General features: G+C 31.3%; 18 protein-coding genes. 11 read left to right on the top strand and 7 right to left on the bottom strand.

Annotation, left to right across the window (positions count from 1 at the left end):
- Window positions 1-27: 27 nt before the first annotated feature.
- The 3 genes from K8Z87_RS09555 to nadC are packed head-to-tail and all read right to left on the bottom strand — an operon-like array spanning window position 28 to window position 2,311.
- Window positions 28-453: a DUF2147 domain-containing protein gene (locus tag K8Z87_RS09555; RefSeq protein ID WP_227477296.1), complete on the bottom strand. Its 426-nt coding sequence runs from the start codon at window positions 451-453 to the stop codon at window positions 28-30.
- On the bottom strand, window positions 450-1,427 hold the full coding sequence (locus K8Z87_RS09550) for a YihY/virulence factor BrkB family protein (protein WP_227477294.1): 978 nt from the start codon (window positions 1,425-1,427) through the stop codon (window positions 450-452). Before K8Z87_RS09550 ends, K8Z87_RS09555 begins: the two co-directional genes overlap by 4 nt.
- Before the next feature lie 26 nt (window positions 1,428-1,453).
- The gene (nadC, locus tag K8Z87_RS09545) at window positions 1,454-2,311 is read right to left on the bottom strand and encodes a carboxylating nicotinate-nucleotide diphosphorylase (protein ID WP_227477293.1); all 858 of its coding nucleotides are present in this window, start codon (window positions 2,309-2,311) and stop codon (window positions 1,454-1,456) included.
- An 89-nt stretch (window positions 2,312-2,400) separates the two neighbouring features.
- On the opposite strand from nadC, the gene K8Z87_RS09540 reads away from it, so the two are divergent.
- Window positions 2,401-3,300, top strand: a complete 900-nt coding sequence (locus tag K8Z87_RS09540) for a hypothetical protein (RefSeq protein WP_227477291.1) — start codon at window positions 2,401-2,403, stop codon at window positions 3,298-3,300.
- Window positions 3,301-3,774, top strand: coding sequence for a 23S rRNA (pseudouridine(1915)-N(3))-methyltransferase RlmH (gene rlmH / locus K8Z87_RS09535; protein WP_227477289.1), 474 nt, complete (start codon window positions 3,301-3,303; stop codon window positions 3,772-3,774). It abuts the gene before it with no gap.
- 222 nt (window positions 3,775-3,996) lie between these two features.
- Here rlmH and K8Z87_RS09530 read toward each other — a convergent pair whose 3' ends face one another.
- Complete coding sequence (locus K8Z87_RS09530) at window positions 3,997-5,778, bottom strand: DUF885 domain-containing protein (protein ID WP_227477288.1); 1,782 nt, start codon at window positions 5,776-5,778, stop codon at window positions 3,997-3,999.
- A 254-nt stretch (window positions 5,779-6,032) separates the two neighbouring features.
- Between K8Z87_RS09530 and K8Z87_RS09525 the strand changes: the two genes are divergently transcribed.
- A complete protein-coding gene (locus K8Z87_RS09525; RefSeq protein ID WP_227477286.1) occupies window positions 6,033-6,407 on the top strand; it encodes a thiol-disulfide oxidoreductase DCC family protein in 375 nt (124 codons plus the stop codon).
- 106 nt (window positions 6,408-6,513) lie between these two features.
- Here K8Z87_RS09525 and ytxJ read toward each other — a convergent pair whose 3' ends face one another.
- Window positions 6,514-6,903, bottom strand: a complete 390-nt coding sequence (ytxJ, locus tag K8Z87_RS09520; protein WP_227477285.1) for a bacillithiol system redox-active protein YtxJ — start codon at window positions 6,901-6,903, stop codon at window positions 6,514-6,516.
- A gap of 206 nt (window positions 6,904-7,109) precedes the next feature.
- On the opposite strand from ytxJ, the gene clpB reads away from it, so the two are divergent.
- The 5 genes from clpB to K8Z87_RS09495 all read left to right on the top strand — a co-directional run bounded on the left by clpB (window position 7,110) and on the right by K8Z87_RS09495 (window position 12,893).
- Window positions 7,110-9,716: an ATP-dependent chaperone ClpB gene (clpB, locus tag K8Z87_RS09515; RefSeq protein ID WP_227477284.1), complete on the top strand. Its 2,607-nt coding sequence runs from the start codon at window positions 7,110-7,112 to the stop codon at window positions 9,714-9,716.
- Between the two features lie 217 nt (window positions 9,717-9,933).
- Window positions 9,934-10,791, top strand: a complete 858-nt coding sequence (locus K8Z87_RS09510) for a TraB/GumN family protein (RefSeq protein ID WP_227477283.1) — start codon at window positions 9,934-9,936, stop codon at window positions 10,789-10,791.
- Window positions 10,792-11,127: 336 nt separating this feature from the next.
- Complete coding sequence (gene deoC, locus K8Z87_RS09505) at window positions 11,128-11,772, top strand: deoxyribose-phosphate aldolase (protein WP_227477282.1); 645 nt, start codon at window positions 11,128-11,130, stop codon at window positions 11,770-11,772.
- Between the two features lie 43 nt (window positions 11,773-11,815).
- Entirely contained in the window at window positions 11,816-12,358 is a 543-nt protein-coding gene (locus K8Z87_RS09500; RefSeq protein ID WP_227477280.1) for a GNAT family N-acetyltransferase, read from the top strand.
- 22 nt (window positions 12,359-12,380) lie between these two features.
- Window positions 12,381-12,893, top strand: coding sequence for a SixA phosphatase family protein (locus tag K8Z87_RS09495; protein WP_227477279.1), 513 nt, complete (start codon window positions 12,381-12,383; stop codon window positions 12,891-12,893).
- On the opposite strand, the gene K8Z87_RS09490 is transcribed toward K8Z87_RS09495, so the two are convergent.
- A complete protein-coding gene (locus tag K8Z87_RS09490) occupies window positions 12,879-13,637 on the bottom strand; it encodes a DUF6503 family protein (protein WP_227477278.1) in 759 nt (252 codons plus the stop codon). The genes K8Z87_RS09495 and K8Z87_RS09490 overlap by 15 nt on opposite strands.
- A gap of 91 nt (window positions 13,638-13,728) precedes the next feature.
- On the opposite strand from K8Z87_RS09490, the gene smpB reads away from it, so the two are divergent.
- The 3 genes from smpB to K8Z87_RS09475 all read left to right on the top strand — a co-directional run bounded on the left by smpB (window position 13,729) and on the right by K8Z87_RS09475 (window position 16,667).
- The gene (smpB, locus tag K8Z87_RS09485) at window positions 13,729-14,187 is read left to right on the top strand and encodes an SsrA-binding protein SmpB (protein WP_227477277.1); all 459 of its coding nucleotides are present in this window, start codon (window positions 13,729-13,731) and stop codon (window positions 14,185-14,187) included.
- Between the two features lie 147 nt (window positions 14,188-14,334).
- Window positions 14,335-16,170, top strand: a complete 1,836-nt coding sequence (locus tag K8Z87_RS09480) for a Xaa-Pro dipeptidyl-peptidase (protein ID WP_227477276.1) — start codon at window positions 14,335-14,337, stop codon at window positions 16,168-16,170.
- Entirely contained in the window at window positions 16,170-16,667 is a 498-nt protein-coding gene (locus K8Z87_RS09475) for a GNAT family N-acetyltransferase (RefSeq protein WP_227477268.1), read from the top strand. The genes K8Z87_RS09480 and K8Z87_RS09475 overlap by 1 nt, the downstream gene beginning before the upstream one ends.
- Before the next feature lie 4 nt (window positions 16,668-16,671).
- On the opposite strand, the gene K8Z87_RS09470 is transcribed toward K8Z87_RS09475, so the two are convergent.
- Window positions 16,672-17,313, bottom strand: coding sequence for a protein-L-isoaspartate(D-aspartate) O-methyltransferase (locus K8Z87_RS09470; protein ID WP_227477266.1), 642 nt, complete (start codon window positions 17,311-17,313; stop codon window positions 16,672-16,674).
- Between the last annotated feature and the right edge of the window lie 28 nt (window positions 17,314-17,341).

Genomic DNA, 17,341 nt, shown 5'->3' with positions numbered 1-17,341 from the left:
AACTTTATACTTTTGCTTTTTTACTTTTCACTTTTTAACACGATGCCAATATTGAGTTTTATAGAAAAATGCAATGTATCCTCTCACCTGCAATCGATCGGGATTATCTTCTAATTTTATACGACATTTATATATTTTTCCATTACTAGGGTTAAGTATTGTACCATCTTCATATACATCCCCGTTTTTTGATAAATCAGCTATAATTTGTAGATTTATAATTGATTTATTTTTATTTTCTCCCTTGCATTTAGAACATACTGGATTTTTTATTTTAGTATTTAAAACTTTTATAATCTTACCATATACTTTGCCTTCTTTTTCAAAAATCTCAACAATAGATTTAGCTTCACCTGTTTCATCATCTATGGTTTTCCATTGCCCTAAAATAGATTGAGCATTTAAGGGTAAAACTATTAATACTAGTAAAATTATAAATAATACCTTTTTCATTTTGACTGATTGATTTTTTCTAAGCCTCTTAATGTCGCATTAAGCTCATAACCCAAAAGTAATATATTAGCATTTAACCATAGATATAGTAAAAGAATTAATAGACCACCTATAGAACCATACAGCTTGTTGTAATTTGAAAAATCATCAATATAAATCCCAAATAAATAAGAAGTTAAAATAATTAGTAAAGTTGTTAGCAAAGCTCCTACTGAAAAAAAACGTGTTTTCCGTCCTTCTTTAGTACCAAAAAAGTATAATATCGCAGTTGATAAATATACCATTATAATAAAAAATGAATATTTTACTGGTGTAATCCATCCTAAACCTTTTGACGATTCTTCCATAAATACTTCATTATTAATACTTTCATACAAAGGACTAATAACATAAATTTGAAAATACCCAAAAAAAGCTACGGTAATCAGTACTAAAATAGCGAGTATTAAAGCGATACCTAATGCGTACATATATTGTTGAATAATATTACGTGTTAACTGTTTATGGTACGAATTTTCAAAGCCGGAAAACACCGCATTAACACCATTAGTCATTAAAAACATAGACAATACAAATACTGAAGATAATAACCCTACCTGTTTATTATTACCTTCTAAATTTTGGAAAATAGAATCCATAAAAAAATCTGAAGTTTGTGGAGGCAAGGATGTCTTTAAAAAGCTTCTAAAATTATATTGAAAAACTTCTAAATCCATATTAGGAATAAGAGTTGGAATATAAGGGATTAAAATAATTAAGAATAATAAAAAAGGGAAGATTGCAGTAAAAAAACTAAATGCAATAGCACTTGCTCTTGTGGTTAATGTGCCTTTAACAATACCAATAACATATAGCTCCAATAAATCGTAAATAGACAAACCCTCAAAACCTGGCAACCTGATTTTTTTACAAACCTTTACAGATTGATTTACTACCGGAATCTTATCTAATTTATCTTCAATTGATTTTGACATAAAATGATTTCTAACTTAGAATTACATCATACTGCTTTTAAACTTAAATCCATATTATACACCGAATGTGTTAACGCACCTGACGATATATAGTCTACTCCACATAATGCATAATCCCTAATCGTATTTTCATTAATACCTCCAGAAGATTCCGTTAAACATTGGTTTCCTATTAACTTAACTGCTTTACGTGTATCTTCATAATTAAAATTATCTATTAAAATACGATATACTCCACCACAATCTAATATCTCTTTAATTTCATTAAGATCTCTAGCTTCAACAATAATTTTTAAATCGCGCATAGTAGCTTTAAGATAAGCCTTAGTTAAATTTATGGCTTTTGCAACACCACCTGCAAAATCGATATGATTGTCTTTAAGCATAATCATATCATACAATGCAAATCTATGGTTCTCTCCTCCTCCAATTTTTACAGCCCATTTTTCTAGTGCTCTAATGCCTGGAGTTGTTTTTCTGGTATCTAAAATTTTAGTACCTGTTCCTTCTAGTAAATCTACAAAAGATTTAGTTTTTGTTGCTATAGCGCTCATACGCTGCATAGCATTGAGCACCAACCGTTCTGATTTTAAAATAGATTGTGAAGCTCCTTCTACATAAAATGCAATATCCCCATATTTAACCTCTGAGCCATCTTCAATTAATGTTTCTATTTTTAGGTTAGCATCTACATAAGCAAATACTTGTTTCGCAAATTCAATACCAGCAATAATACCATCATCTTTTACTAAAAGTTTCGCTTTTCCTTGAGCTGTATCTGGTATGCACGCCAATGAGCTATGATCTCCATCACCAACATCTTCTCTAATTGCGTTAGCTATAATTAAATCTATCTCTTTTTGAAACTCTGCTTTTGAAATCATTTAATTCTTATTTGATGTAAAAATAGGAATTGAAAGGTGATATTTGAAATATAGTTGTAAATTTAGTTTATCAATCTATTCAACTATAAATGAAAACTAAATTATTGTTTTTATTATTAATTATTCCCTTGCTTAGTTTAACGCAAGAAACTGATAAACCTATTCTGTATTTGGATGAAAACATGAGCCAAATAGATATGGCTAAATTTTATGTTAAATCAAAATCCTTAATTTTTCATGAAGAAATCGTATTAAGAGACTCAATTAAAATTAAATACCTTATAAAAGATTATGATTTTAAGAAATTGGATGATACAGAATTAACTCAAATTCAAGGTGTTTTCAAATCATTTTATAATACAACTGATTTAAACAAAAATTTAATTATTACATATAAGGATACTATTATGGGCTTCGAAGAGTATTCTAAATCCCTGAAACACAGAAAATCTCTTGATGAAGCAGGCAATGTATCCTATAAAAAGTATTTAAAAAACAGAAAAACAACTGATGAAATCCAAAAGAAATGTAATCGGTTTTTAAAAAGAAATAATTCTTTAGCAATACATTTTTATTCTGTAAATCAGAATTTCACTTATAATATAAAACATTATAGTTTTCAAAAAATTAATAAAGTTTTGAAAAACACATTTTTTAAAAATAAATCCTCAGGTATAATAATATTGAAACCTAATGGACATTATTTCTATTATCGCTATTTACCCGAACATCAAGTCGAAAAAATGTTAAATAAAAACTGGAGAGAGTATATCTCTGACTTTAATCAAATAGATACTAATCCTCAAATTTTTGAAACAAATTTTATTTTAAAAGCTAGAATAGAGAATAAAAACAGATTAATTGCTATAGGTCAAGCACAGGTTGAAAGAGAAAGAGAGAGAGAAAAACGCTTAAAAACAAATAACATTCAAAGAAATCGAAGAGTAACAGTTAATCAATCTCATTGCTTTATATCATCTAGATACTAAATGACAATCAAACTCATTGCCATAGGCAAAACAGATAATAAAGCCTTAATTGGGTTAATTGAAGATTATACAAAACGCCTTAGCCATTATACACGTTTTGAATTTGAAATTATACCAGACATAAAAAATGTAAAACATCTATCAGAATCTCAACAAAAAGAAAAAGAAGGAGAGCTTATTTTGGCAAAAACTCAGAAGGCTGATGTTCTTATTCTACTAGATGAAAATGGAAAACAGTATACTTCTATTGAATTTTCAAAGTATCTCCAAAAGCATATGAACTCTGGTATTAAAACACTAATTTTTGTTATTGGCGGACCTTATGGATTCTCTAATCCTGTTTATCAACGTGCTAATGGAAAGTTAGGCCTATCTAAAATGACATTCTCTCATCAAATGGTAAGATTATTCTTTATAGAACAATTATATCGTGGTTTTACAATACTAAAAAATGAACCTTATCACCATAGATAAAGTCCATTCTCTTTAATATTTTATATCTAATCTGATTTTTATTATTAATGAGCTGATATTCATTATATTTTTACCTACAAGGTTTTAAACACCTGAAGGTATGCCTTAAACTTTTTAAAAACCTACAAGGTCAAAAAAGACCTTGCAGGATACAAAAATGAGTTTATACTTTAGAAATCGACTGCTTAAATTTCAATAGATTAATCAAACTTAGACAGCTATTTATTTAGAATCTGCTATCCAAGCATCTATTTTATCTTCCAAAAGTTGCAGTGGAATACAACCTGTTTCTAAAACCTGATTGTGGTATTCTCTAATATCAAACTTATCCCCAAGTGCCTTAGCTGCTCTTTCTCTTAATTCTATAAGTTTTAATTGACCTATCTTATAAGACAAGGCTTGCCCAGGATTAGCCATATAACGCTCAATTTCACTAGTTATCGAAGCTTCAGACTTTGCTTCATTCTCCAACGAATATTGTATAGCTTGTTCTCTTGTCCACCCTTTAGAGTGAAGCCCTGTATCTACAACCAATCTTATTGCTCTATGTATCTCAGAACTTAACATTCCAAAATATAAATACGGATCTTTAAATAACCCCAACTCTTTGCCCATAGCTTCGGTATAAAGTGCCCAACCTTCTCCATAAGCGCTATACCATAATGTTTTTCTAAAATCTGGTAATTCTTTGTTTTCTTGTTGCAAGGCTATCTGAAAATGGTGCCCAGGAATCGCCTCATGCAAAAACAAACTTTCTTTATCAAATATATTATAACTTTCAACGTATGGTATCGGTGTATAAAAAATACCTGGACGTGTACCATCTAAAGAACCAGAACTGTAATTTGCAGCAGCAGACTTCTCTCTAAAAGGTTGTGTACGTCTTACCTCAAAAGCTGTGACAGGTTGTTTTCCGAATAGCTTATTTATTTGTGGTTTCATAACATCATGAATGCTATCATAGAAGGCAATAACTTGCGAACGTTCTGTGAATGGCATCAAAGACTCTTTTGTTCTTACATGTTCAAAAAAATCATTTAAATCTCCTTCAAAACCTACCTGTTCTTTAATGGCTTCCATTTCAGAACGAATACGTGACACTTCACTTAATCCTAATTGATGAATTTCATCAGCTGTCATATTAGTAGTGGTATACAGTTTTATTTGATGACTATAATAATCAGCTCCGAGTGGTGTAGCATCTATTCCACTAGACATTCTTCCTTTTGGCAAATATTCGTTTGTTAAAAAATCAACCATACTCTGATGTGCTGGCATAATCTTATCTTTAATCATCGTAGAATAATCCGCTGTTATTGTTTCACGCTCATCTTGAGTGAAACTATCTGGGATCACTTTAATTGGTGCGTAATACAAATGATTTACAACTTCCCCAGTTGCTAATGTTTCAAATTGAGGAATCACTTTCTTTATCAAAGGTTTTGGTAATACATAGCCTTCAGACATGCCAGTTCTCATATTTTCTATAGTAGAGTTTAACCAAACCAGATAATTATCGACACGCGTCATCCAATCGTTATAATTCTTTACTGTTTTAAAAGGTTGCGCATTACTTGCTGAAGCCAATTGGTTAAAATCTAAATTTTTAGACCACATTTGATCTATAGGCATTAAATCTTTTTTAAAGGTCATAGCCTCTAGATTAATATCGATATCCCAGTTTAAGACATTGTAGCTCATTTTTTCGGTACTATTCAATGACTCAAAATCTATGTGAGACAATTTGTTTTTATAAGACTCATAATAAGTCTTCTTCTTAGTCTTATAATCGGCAGATAAAAAATCTGGAAAAGCAGTATTATAATCCGTATTCCCTGCATTTGTAGCTATCATAGGATCTAATTCATAACCACCTTGGTTATAATCCTCTAAAAGTTTAGTAAATTCAGCATTGTTAGATTTTACTTCTGTTTCTGATGTTTCATTTTTACAAGATAAAACAACGAGAAAGACAAGACTTAAAACAAATAATCGACGTATCATAAAAAATAGATTTTAGGAGATAAAGGTATGTAATAATTCCTTAAACTAAGGAAAGTGCTTCATTGATATCTGTATTTACAGATTGAAAATTTATTGTCAAAATTATTTGTTTTTTAATTGTTAATCTTATTCTTACAAAACACAAAACCTTAAGGTCAACTTATCTGACAATAATCATAAAGTTTTCTAAACATTGAAAGCTTATGAAGCTTTTTTCGTCTATAATAATATCAAACTAATTAACATAAATTATAATGGAAAAGGATATCATAATTTTTGACGGAGAATGTAATCTTTGCAATGGTGTTGTGGGCTGGTTATTAAAATTTGCGCCAGAAGATTTATTTCAATTTGTAGCTTTTCAATCGTCTTACGGGCAACAATTATTAACTAAATATGGTTATCCTACTGAACGATTAGATACTGTAATACTTATTGATGATAATGGTGTAAAAACACACTCTGATGGATTTTTAAGAATTGTTTCTAAAATACCAAAATGGAAACGTGTTGCAGCTTTATTAGGTTTTATTCCTCGTTTAATAAGAGATTTCATCTACAAAACGGCATCTAAAAATAGAGTAAAATGGTTTGGTCAATCTAGAAGTTGTACTATAGATTTTAGATAAATAGTCTTAAAATGATTAAAAAATAAAAACCTCAATATGTTTATCATACTGAGGTTTTCGTAATTTATAATAAGTCCTTTATACTTTTATTTCATATAAAAAGTTTTTAAACAAACTTTGGTAAATCAATATCATTTATTGCACCATGAGAAGCATGTGCAACTGTAGCACCATTTTTAATAACTAAAAGTTGTGGTGACTGATGCATCACCTGAAACTTATAACCAACTTCAGTAGATACATCTCTATAGTTCAATAGATCCAAATAATACAAATCTAAATCCTTCTCTTCTAATCCATAAAAATCAACAAATTGGTTAATCACCATACGGCTAATTCCACAACGTGTAGAATGCTTAAAAATAACTTGGGTTTTAGTTTTAGATTTTTTTGAAATAGCGTCTAATTGAGGAATATTTGTCAACGGAATCCAAGGCAGTGATTTCTCTTCTTTTGGCTCTGAAGAACCTCCAAACATTTTACTAAATATTCCCATAGTTATTGTACTTTAAATTATTGAACTTCAAACATAGTCGATTCTTTATTTATATCCTTACAAACTGACTAAAAGTCACGTTATTATTGCTTTAAACAGACATTTTGTCTCTTAAAACCTGTTGGTAAGGTATTTGAAATAGAGCTAGAAAACAAATCGCTTATTAGAATAATTCTCTTAACGATTATAAGTAATTATAACAGATTATGAATTTCAATAATTATACCATCAAATCGCAAGAAGCTATACAGCAAGCGCAACAACTTGCCCAAAGCTTACAACACCAACACATAGAAAACGAACACTTATTTAAAGGCATCCTTAATGTTGATGAAAATGTTTTACCATTTTTGCTAAAGAAGCTAAACATCAATGTTGCTTTATTAGAACAAATTCTAGATAAAGAGCTTAAACGTTTTTCAAAAGTTTCTGGTGGAGACATTATGCTTTCAAGAGAAGCTGGAAAAAGTGTTAATGAAGCGTCTATAGTAGCAAAGAAAATGAATGACGATTTTGTAGCTATTGAGCATCTTGTCTTAGCGATTTTTAAATCTAAAAGCAAAATTGCTCAGGTTTTAAAAGATCAAGCTGTAACGGAAAAAACACTAAGAGCCAGTATAGAAGAGTTACGTAAAGGAGATCGCGTCACCTCTCAAAATCAAGAAGACACATACAATTCGCTAAATAAATATGCCAAAAACCTCAACCAATTGGCAAAAGATGGGAAGCTAGACCCTGTAATTGGTAGAGATGAAGAGATACGTAGAATATTACAAATATTATCGCGCCGTACTAAGAATAATCCCATTTTGGTTGGTGAACCCGGAACTGGTAAAACAGCCATAGCTGAAGGCTTAGCGCATCGTATCATTGATGGCGATATCCCTGAAAACCTAAAAAACAAAAAAATATTTGCTTTAGACATGGGAGCGTTAATTGCTGGCGCTAAGTTTAAAGGTGAGTTTGAAGAACGCTTAAAAGCTGTAATCAAAGAAGTAACAACTAGTGAAGGTGATATTGTACTTTTCATAGATGAAATTCATACACTTGTTGGAGCTGGCGGTGGACAAGGAGCTATGGATGCTGCTAATATTTTAAAACCAGCTTTAGCACGTGGCGAACTCAGAGCTATAGGCGCTACTACATTAGATGAATATCAAAAATATTTTGAGCAAGACAAAGCCTTAGAACGTCGTTTTCAAAAAGTTATAGTCAATGAACCTGATACCGAAAGTGCTATTTCTATACTTAGAGGTATTAAAGAAAAATACGAAACACATCACAAAGTTCGTATAAAAGATGAAGCCATTATTGGAGCTGTAGAATTATCTACGCGTTATATTACCAATCGTTTTTTACCAGACAAAGCCATTGATTTAATGGATGAAGCGGCTTCAAAATTGCGAATGGAAATTAACTCAAAACCTGAAGAGCTCGATGTCTTAGATCGTAAAATTATGCAAATAGAAATTGAAGTAGAAGCTATTAAACGTGAAAAAGACGAGTCTAAACTAAAATCTTTACGTTCAGAATTAGCAAACCTTAAAGAAGAACGCAATGCCCTAAATGCAAAATGGAAAAGCGAAAAAGAAGTTGTTGATAATATACAGACTGTAAAACAAGATATTGAAAACTACAAATTAGATGCTGAACGCGCCGAGCGTAATGGCGATTATGGTAAAGTTGCTGAAATTAGATATGGAAAAATTAAAGAAGCCACAAAGCAGCTTGAAACATTTCAAAAACAATTAGCTCAACAACAAGAAACTGCATTAATAAAAGAAGAGGTTACATACGAGGATATTGCTGATGTTGTTGCAAAATGGACAGGTATACCTGTAACCAAAATGATACAAAGTGAACGTGAAAAGTTATTAAAACTTGAAGATGAGTTGCATAAGCGTGTTGTTGGACAAGAAGAAGCCATAGAAGCTGTTAGTGATGCTGTACGCCGTTCTAGAGCTGGTTTACAAAACCCTGAAAAACCTATAGGTTCGTTCTTGTTTTTAGGCACAACAGGCGTTGGTAAAACAGAACTCGCTAAAGCTCTTGCAGAATATTTATTCGATGACGAGAATGCTATGACACGCATAGATATGAGTGAATATCAAGAACGCCATGCTGTAAGTCGTTTGGTTGGTGCACCTCCAGGTTATGTAGGTTATGATGAAGGAGGTCAGTTAACTGAAGCTGTAAGACGCAAACCATACTCGGTGGTACTATTAGATGAAATTGAAAAAGCACATCCAGATACTTTTAATATTCTGTTACAAGTATTAGATGAAGGTCGATTAACAGATAATAAAGGTCGTATTGCTGATTTTAAAAATACTATAATAATTATGACCTCTAATATGGGCAGCCAAATTATACAAGAGCGTTTTGAAGCTATTAAAGATATTGATACTGCAATGGAAACAGCAAAACTTGATGTTTTAGGGGTATTAAAACAAACGGTAAGACCTGAATTTTTAAATAGAATAGATGACACAATCTTATTCACACCTTTAAGCAAAGCTAATATTAAAGATATTGTTGGCCTACAACTGAAGAGCATTACTAAAATGATTGCTAAACAAGGTATAACCTTTGATGCAACTGAAGAAGCCATAAGCTATTTAGCTGAAAAAGGGTATCATCCAGAATATGGTGCTAGACCTGTTAAGCGTGTGATACAAAAAGAAGTTTTAAACCAGTTAAGCAAAGAAATATTAGTTGGTAAAGTGACTACAGATAGTATTATTTTACTAGATGCTTTTGATAAAGAATTGGTCTTTAGAAATCAAGGTGACCTTGTTACTGAAGAATTTTAACTAAATCTGTAACAATATGGCTTCTAAATAGTCTTTATAATGATTGGTTGGCTTAGCCGAGAGGCAAGCTTTAAAAGCAACACGAAATAGTTTGAGACGTCCAAGCTTATAAGTAGTGTTGCTTTTATTTTTATATCTCAAAAATAAACGACCTCAAATTGTAACATTATATGTTTTTTAAACACTTATTCAAAAAAAACATTTAACCATTATTGTTATGAAATCATTATTATCACTTCTATTTGCCACCTTTTTGTCCTTTTTCTCTACTAATGCTCAAGAATTAGAAAATTCCTTATTATGGAAGATTTCGGGTAATGATCTTGAAAAACCCTCTTATCTTTTTGGAACTATACATATTACTTGTGATGCTACTTTAAACGATAAAGTAAAAAAAGCTTTAGATGAAACCTCTCAAGTTGTATTAGAGATCGATATGGATGATCCTTCCTTGCAGGCTAAAATGATTAGTGGTATTTATATGAAAGATGAAAAGAAAATAGAAGACCTAGTCTCTAAAGAAGATTTTGAAGCTATAAATACATTATTAACCAAACATGCTGGTGTCTCTTTAGGTATTGTACAGAATATGAAACCTTTCTTTTTAACTGCTATGCTCTATCCTAAATTACTAGATTGTCAAATGCAATCTTTTGAACAAGAACTCATAAAAGTAGCACAAGCGCAAAACGAAGAAATTTTAGGTTTAGAAACTATTGAAGATCAATTACAAGTTTTTGATAATATCCCATACGAAGATCAAGTTGCTGATTTATTAAGATCAGCTAAAGACGATTTAGAGTATGATAGAACAACTTTTGCTACTATGCTAGAGTTGTACAATACAGAAAATATTACTCAAATGGAAGTTATGATGGATGATGACACTTCTAAGTTATCAGATCATCAAGATATATTACTAGTCAATAGAAATAAAAAGTGGATTTCTCGTATTTCGGAACTTTCAAAAAAACAAGCTACATTTTATGGAGTTGGCGCCGGACATTTAGCTGGGGAGAATGGAGTTATTCTCCTACTTAGAAAAGCAGGTTATACTGTAACTGCTGTTAAATAGTAATTAAATCATATATTTATTTTCTTAAAAAAGTCTTTTAATAAACATTTAGAAGGCTTTTTTTATTGATAACGTTCAAAAAAAAATAAATTTCGTTAAAAAAGTGATTTTTTTCGTAATTGATTTTCAAATCATTAGGATTTAAAAACAAAGTTTTCGATGAAATGCATGTAAAAAAAATGGATTTTTACGCGTTTTAACGGATAAATTGTTAATTTTATCGAGCTATTTAATTCCAACAAAAGCTAAAGACACGTATTAATTCTTGTCTTGGTAATCCCTCTGTTTTTTAGAGAATTGTTTTAGTTTTTAATTTTTACCCTATATCTAATTGTTATGGAATTAAATAAATATATAGATCATACACTTTTAAACAGTGATGCCACTGAGCGTCAAATTATTCAACTTTGTGAAGAGGCAAAAAAGCACGATTTTTACTCTGTTTGTATTAATAGTAGTTATGTACCAATAGCGAGGCAAGCATTACTTCACTCCGATATAAAAATATGCACGGTTGTTGGTTTCCCTCTTGGTGCCATGTCTACAGATGCAAAAATATTTGAAGCAAAAAAAGCTATAGAGCAAGGCGCTGACGAAATCGATATGGTAATGAATATTGGTCTTATAAAAAGCAGAAATTATTTAGGTTTGCTTAAAGACATCAGTAATGTAAAACTTGCAATCGGAAAAGTTCCCTTGAAAATTATTTTAGAGATCAGTGAACTTTCTAAAAATGAAATTGTTAAAGCTTGTGAAATTTGCTTAGATGCTAAAGTGGACTTTGTAAAAACGTCTACAGGTTTCTCTAAAAGTGGAGCTACATTAACTGCTGTGAAGATTATAAAAAAGACCGTTCGTAATTTCATTAAAATAAAAGCATCTGGAGGTATTAGTGATGCTGAAACAGCTAGTAAATATATTGATGCTGGTGTAGAACGCATTGGTACTTCTGCTGGCGTAGCTATAGCTCTAGCGAGTTAGAATGGTATAGTAATATTATATTTGGGTTAGAATTAGCACATTTATGATATCGATTTCTAAAGATGTAAAGCTTCGCGTTATAACACTTGATGATCAGGCTAGATTGCATGAGTTAATGCATCGCATTTATCCGCCATTCTACAGGCATTTATGGGTTAATGAAGATTGTAATTGGTATATGAACTTTTGCTATAGCATGGTTAATCTTCAAAACGAATTATCCGAACCACAATCCGAATATTATTTTGTGTATTATAAAGAAAACCTCAACGGAATACTCCGTTTTAAGTACAATAGTACTTTAGAACATTCTTTTTCTAAAAACACGGCTTATCTTCATCGTATTTATTTAGGAGAAGAATCTCATGGCAAAGGTGTTGCTAAAGTATTATTTGATTGGGTAGATAAAAAAGCAAAAGAGAATGGTCAAAGTGGCATTTGGTTAGAAGCCATGGATACTCAAATACAGGCTTTAAAATTTTATGAAAAATGTAATTACATCATCAAAAACACACGTGTTCTTAATTTTGAGCGTATACATGAAAAATATAGAGGCATGATTATATTATATAAATCCTTAATTTAGAGGAAAATTAAATGAATAATTTATGAAAAAGTTAACCGTTCTTCTTTTTGTACTTCTTTTTGCATTAAATATAAATGCGCAACAAGATCAATCTAATGAGAATACATCCACATATTATTTAATTCGTCATGCTGAAAAAGATAGAAACGACAAAACTAATAGAGATCCACATTTAATAGAAAAAGGTGTTAAACGTGCCGAAAACTGGAGTAATGTGCTAAAAAATGTGAAGTTTGATATGGTGTTTTCTACTAATTATAATAGAACAAAAGAGACTGCTAAACCAACAGCTGTAGCTAATAATTTAGAAGTTAGTTTTTATGATCCTAGAGATTTAAAAATTGAAGAATTTATGACTAAAACTAAAGGCAAAACCGTATTGGTTGTTGGCCATAGCAATACCACTCCAATGTTTACTAATGCTTTAATTGGTGAAGAAAAGTATAGACCTATTGCCGACGACAATAATTCTAATATTTATATTGTAACGGTATCTGGTAGTACTAAATCGTCAACGGTATTAGTTATCGATTAAATCTACTGTAATTGCTTCTAATTCTATTTTAGACAATAATTGCAATTTTCCGTCTTCAAATAATTGTCCTAAATTTAAAAGACTTTTTACTGAAGCGTCTGGTTTATAGTTGTTATAATCTACAAAACGAACTCCATTGACTATTCGTTCATTATAAGCTTCTCTATAACGAATACCAACACCATCATCTTCTGCATAAGAATAAGCTACGAAATCAACCTTGTGGTCATCTTTACTAATCCAATACATAAATTCATCATCATAATCTTCTCCTCCACCTTCTTTAGAAAACGTTACTTTTATTTTATAATACAGTTTTTCTTTTATGGATTCTTCTCCTAATAACTCTTTATGTACTGCTTTATCATTTAAACCATAAGGTAAAACAGAAAAATAATGTACAGAGTTTACAGAAGCTGAATATCTCGGAATCATAGAATCTGCAACGGTAATTAATTCATCATTAATAAAGCGTTCAAAACTGTCATTGCTTAACAAATCAAAAATAGAATCGTTAGTTTCTGTAGTTATTACACGTCCTAAAACAAAAGCTCCATTATTTCGGGTTGCTAAATATTTGCGTCCTCTAAAATCAAAACTAATTTTAGAATTAGGGACTTTATTACCTCCTGAAATATCAATAGATGTATTGACAATTGCATCAGCAGTTAATACCTTTTCTGTTTTTTCGGATTTGCAATTAAAAAATAATACGAGTATAAATAAAGTATAGATAGGTTTCATGGTATGATTTTAAAAAATTTGAGTCGTAAAACTAGTCAATAGATAACACTATAACCCTAAAATAATTATAAATTATATACCTTTGTCGACCATGCAAAAAACGGTAAACATACTCAATAAAAAAGCAAGGTTTCAGTACGAAATATTAGATAAATATACGGCTGGCATTGTACTTTCTGGCACAGAAATTAAGTCTATTCGTGCCAGTAAAGCGTCCATTGCTGAAAGCTTTTGTGAGTTTAATGAAGGTGGCGAGTTATTTGTAATTAATATGACTGTTGAAGAATATGCTTATGGTAATTACTATAACCATAAACCTAAAGCTGAACGCAAATTATTACTCAATAAAAAAGAACTAAAAAAATTACAGCGCGATATTGAAGCCAAAGGACTTACTATAATTCCGCTAAGGCTTTATATAAATGAGAAAGGATTTGCCAAGCTAGAAATCTCGTTAGCTAAAGGAAAAAAGTTGTTTGATAAACGCGAAACCATTAAGGACCGAGATAACAAACGTGATTTAGATCGGATTAAGAAAAATTTTCGATAATTATAAGGATACAATAACCTGAAGAAAATCTTATTCCTAAAGCATATTTACCAAATTAATCTTAATTATCTGTTATAGACTATTATATATCTGCTAGAAGTTATTAATTTTAGCAAGATATTTTTTACACATAAAAACCATTTACACATGAAACTCTTACTAAAATCTAATTCATTATTAGTTATTGCATTAGCATTTTCTATTTTAAGTTGTGCACAAGAAAAAGTAAAACCCGTTTTTAAAGACGGTGAAGCTCAAATTGTAGAAGCATTCAGTAATCAAGAAGATTGGTTACGCCATGACTTATGGGTAGAAACCGATTTTGATACGGATGGAGATGGCGAAAAAGATCGTATGCATGTTTCTGTAACACGTCCAAGTCAAACTGAAACCGAAAACCTAAAATTGCCTGTAATTTATGTGACGAGTCCATATTTTGCTGGAGTTGCTGGTGATGAACCAGGAACCATGTGGGATGTAAAAATAGAATTGGGAGCATCTGCAAAAGAGCGTCATCACCCAGAAGTAAAGCGTAGAGGTAAGCGTCCAATTATTTCAAATTCGCACATCAGAAAATGGGTGCCAAGAGGTTATATCGTTGTGCATTCTTCGTCTCCAGGAACAGGCTTATCTGATGGTGCACCTACCATTGGTGGATTAAACGAAGAATTAGCTCCAAAAGCAGTAGTACAATGGCTAACAGGTAAGGCTAAAGGCTTTACCGAACGTAACGGAACTGAAGAAGTAAAAGCCTTTTGGTCTACAGGAAAAGTAGGCATGACAGGCACATCATACAACGGTACTTTACCTTTAGCTGCAGCGACAACAGGCGTTGAAGGCTTGGAAGTTATTATTCCTATTGCACCAAATACTTCATCTTATCATTATTACCGCTCTAACGGATTGGTACGCTCGCCAGGTGGGTATTTAGGCGAAGACATTGATGTGCTTTACGATTTTGTTCATAGTGGAGATGAAGACAAACGCGCTTACAATAATAAAACCATTCGTGATACAGAATTAAAAAATGGCATGGATCGAGAAACTGGAGATATGAACGATTTTTGGCACAATCGTGATTATTTACCAAAAATGAAAAACATGAAAGCCGCTTTACTCATGTCTCACGGTTTTAACGACTGGAATGTAATGCCAGAACACAGCTATCGTATTTATAAAAAAGCACAAGAAATGGGCTTACCTAGTATGATCTATTATCATCAAAATGGTCATGGTGGACCTCCACCAACATCAATGATGAACAAATGGTTTACTAAATATTTACACGGTATTGATAATGGTATAGATAAAGCTGAAAATAAAGCTTATATCGTTAGAGAGTACGACGATAGACAGCAACCTACTGCATATAAAGATTATCCGAATCCTGAAGCATCAAATGTTACATTGAATTTAACCGAAGGCGGAAATGGAGTTGGTGGTCTAACCCTTGGAAAAGCAAGTAGTACAGTAGAAAAGTTAACGGATAATGTTAACTATACCGGAAAAGCTTTAGCTAAAGCGGAAAGTTCTAACAACCGTTTATTATATGTAACAGCCCCATTAACAGAAGACGTTCATATTTCTGGAGTATCAAAAGTGAGCATTACATTATCAAGTAGTAAATCTGCTGCAAACTTATCTGTTTGGTTAGTATCATTACCTTGGCAAGAAGGTGAAGATTTAAAAATTACTGATAATTTAATTACTAGAAACTGGGCCGATCCTAAAAACCATAAATCATTAACAGAAGAAGAAGATTTGGTGCCTGGACAATTCTATACTGTGAATTTTGATTTACAACCCGACGATCAAATCATTAAAAAAGGACAACAAATTGGTTTAATGATTTTTTCTAGTGATCCAGAATTTACATTACATCCAGAACCTGGAACCGAATTAAATATTCAACTCAATAAAACAAGTTTAACACTTCCTGTAGTTGGAGGTAAAACCGTATTAAAAAAGGCTACTAGTAATTAATGACAGAGATTTGTAGTGCTAAAACTATAGATGATTACAACACTATTGCAGAATTAGCAAATGTGATTTGGCATGAACACTATACACCTATCATTGGTGTAGAACAAGTAGTATATATGCTAGATAAATTTCAATCTACACAAGCAATACAACAACAGATTAAAGAAGAGGATTATCAGTATTTTAAGATTATACATCACCAAAATAACGTAGGTTATATTTCAATAAAAAAAGAAAAGTCTACTTTGTTTTTGAGTAAAATATATGTGTCTAAAGATTATAGAGGACATGGTATTGGTAAAATTGCCATGTCTTTTATTGAATTACAAGCCTTAAAACAAAAATGTAATTCTATTTACTTAACGGTAAACAAATACAATACTAATTCCATTAAAGCTTATAAAAAAACAGGTTTCAAAACTATAGATGCTGTAGTGCAAGACATAGGCAATGGTTATGTTATGGATGATTATATTATGAAAAAAATCATTGCATAGGCATTTAATTTTTGTCTTCTAGTAAAGGAACAAACCGAAACTCTCCAAGTTCGTGTTTTTCAAATTCTTTCAACCCTTTTCGTATAAATAGTGTCATAGTTTGCACATCTTCACCAACAGGTATAACCAAACGTCCACCAATCTCCAACTGTGCTAATAATGGATTAGGTACAAATGGAGCGCCGGCTGTAACAATAATACTTTTAAATGGAGCTTCTTCAGGCATTCCTTTGTAACCATCACCAAAAACAAGTTTCTTAGCTCTATAGCCTAACTTAGGAAGAAATTTAGATGTCTTTTTAAATAACTCTTTTTGTCGTTCAATGCTAAAGACTTTTGCTCCAAGTAAACACAACACCGCTGTTTGGTATCCACTACCTGTGCCAATTTCTAAAATTTTGTCTCCAGAATTAATCTTTAATAATTCGGATTGAAAAGCTACTGTATAAGGTTGTGAGATTGTTTGATCTGCCGCTATAGGAAATGCTTTATCTTGATACGCATGATCTAAAAAGCCAGAATCCATAAATAAATGCCTCGGTATTTCGCTAATAGCTCTTAATACTTTTTCGTCTTTAATTCCCTTTTTTATCAGTACGTCAACCAATTTCTGGCGCATACCTTTATGCTTAAATGTATCTTTCAATGCTATCGTTTAGTTAAAGCTAAATTAA

The organism is Winogradskyella immobilis (genome assembly GCF_021887715.1).
GTDB classification, from domain to species: domain Bacteria; phylum Bacteroidota; class Bacteroidia; order Flavobacteriales; family Flavobacteriaceae; genus Winogradskyella; species Winogradskyella immobilis.
This window is presented reverse-complemented; position numbering and strand designations above follow the sequence as displayed.

Excerpts from the sequence above, each read along its gene's own strand:
- K8Z87_RS09555 (WP_227477296.1), bottom strand. The coding sequence starts at position 453 with ATGAAAAAGGTATTATTTATAATTTTACTAGTATTAATAGTTTTACCC.
- K8Z87_RS09550 (WP_227477294.1), bottom strand. The coding sequence starts at position 1,427 with ATGTCAAAATCAATTGAAGATAAATTAGATAAGATTCCGGTAGTAAAT.
- nadC (WP_227477293.1), bottom strand. The coding sequence starts at position 2,311 with ATGATTTCAAAAGCAGAGTTTCAAAAAGAGATAGATTTAATTATAGCT.
- K8Z87_RS09540 (WP_227477291.1), top strand. The coding sequence starts at position 2,401 with ATGAAAACTAAATTATTGTTTTTATTATTAATTATTCCCTTGCTTAGT.
- rlmH (WP_227477289.1), top strand. The coding sequence starts at position 3,301 with ATGACAATCAAACTCATTGCCATAGGCAAAACAGATAATAAAGCCTTA.
- K8Z87_RS09530 (WP_227477288.1), bottom strand. The coding sequence starts at position 5,778 with ATGATACGTCGATTATTTGTTTTAAGTCTTGTCTTTCTCGTTGTTTTA.
- K8Z87_RS09525 (WP_227477286.1), top strand. The coding sequence starts at position 6,033 with ATGGAAAAGGATATCATAATTTTTGACGGAGAATGTAATCTTTGCAAT.
- ytxJ (WP_227477285.1), bottom strand. The coding sequence starts at position 6,903 with ATGGGAATATTTAGTAAAATGTTTGGAGGTTCTTCAGAGCCAAAAGAA.
- clpB (WP_227477284.1), top strand. The coding sequence starts at position 7,110 with ATGAATTTCAATAATTATACCATCAAATCGCAAGAAGCTATACAGCAA.
- K8Z87_RS09510 (WP_227477283.1), top strand. The coding sequence starts at position 9,934 with ATGAAATCATTATTATCACTTCTATTTGCCACCTTTTTGTCCTTTTTC.
- deoC (WP_227477282.1), top strand. The coding sequence starts at position 11,128 with ATGGAATTAAATAAATATATAGATCATACACTTTTAAACAGTGATGCC.
- K8Z87_RS09500 (WP_227477280.1), top strand. The coding sequence starts at position 11,816 with ATGATATCGATTTCTAAAGATGTAAAGCTTCGCGTTATAACACTTGAT.
- K8Z87_RS09495 (WP_227477279.1), top strand. The coding sequence starts at position 12,381 with ATGAAAAAGTTAACCGTTCTTCTTTTTGTACTTCTTTTTGCATTAAAT.
- K8Z87_RS09490 (WP_227477278.1), bottom strand. The coding sequence starts at position 13,637 with ATGAAACCTATCTATACTTTATTTATACTCGTATTATTTTTTAATTGC.
- smpB (WP_227477277.1), top strand. The coding sequence starts at position 13,729 with ATGCAAAAAACGGTAAACATACTCAATAAAAAAGCAAGGTTTCAGTAC.
- K8Z87_RS09480 (WP_227477276.1), top strand. The coding sequence starts at position 14,335 with ATGAAACTCTTACTAAAATCTAATTCATTATTAGTTATTGCATTAGCA.
- K8Z87_RS09475 (WP_227477268.1), top strand. The coding sequence starts at position 16,170 with ATGACAGAGATTTGTAGTGCTAAAACTATAGATGATTACAACACTATT.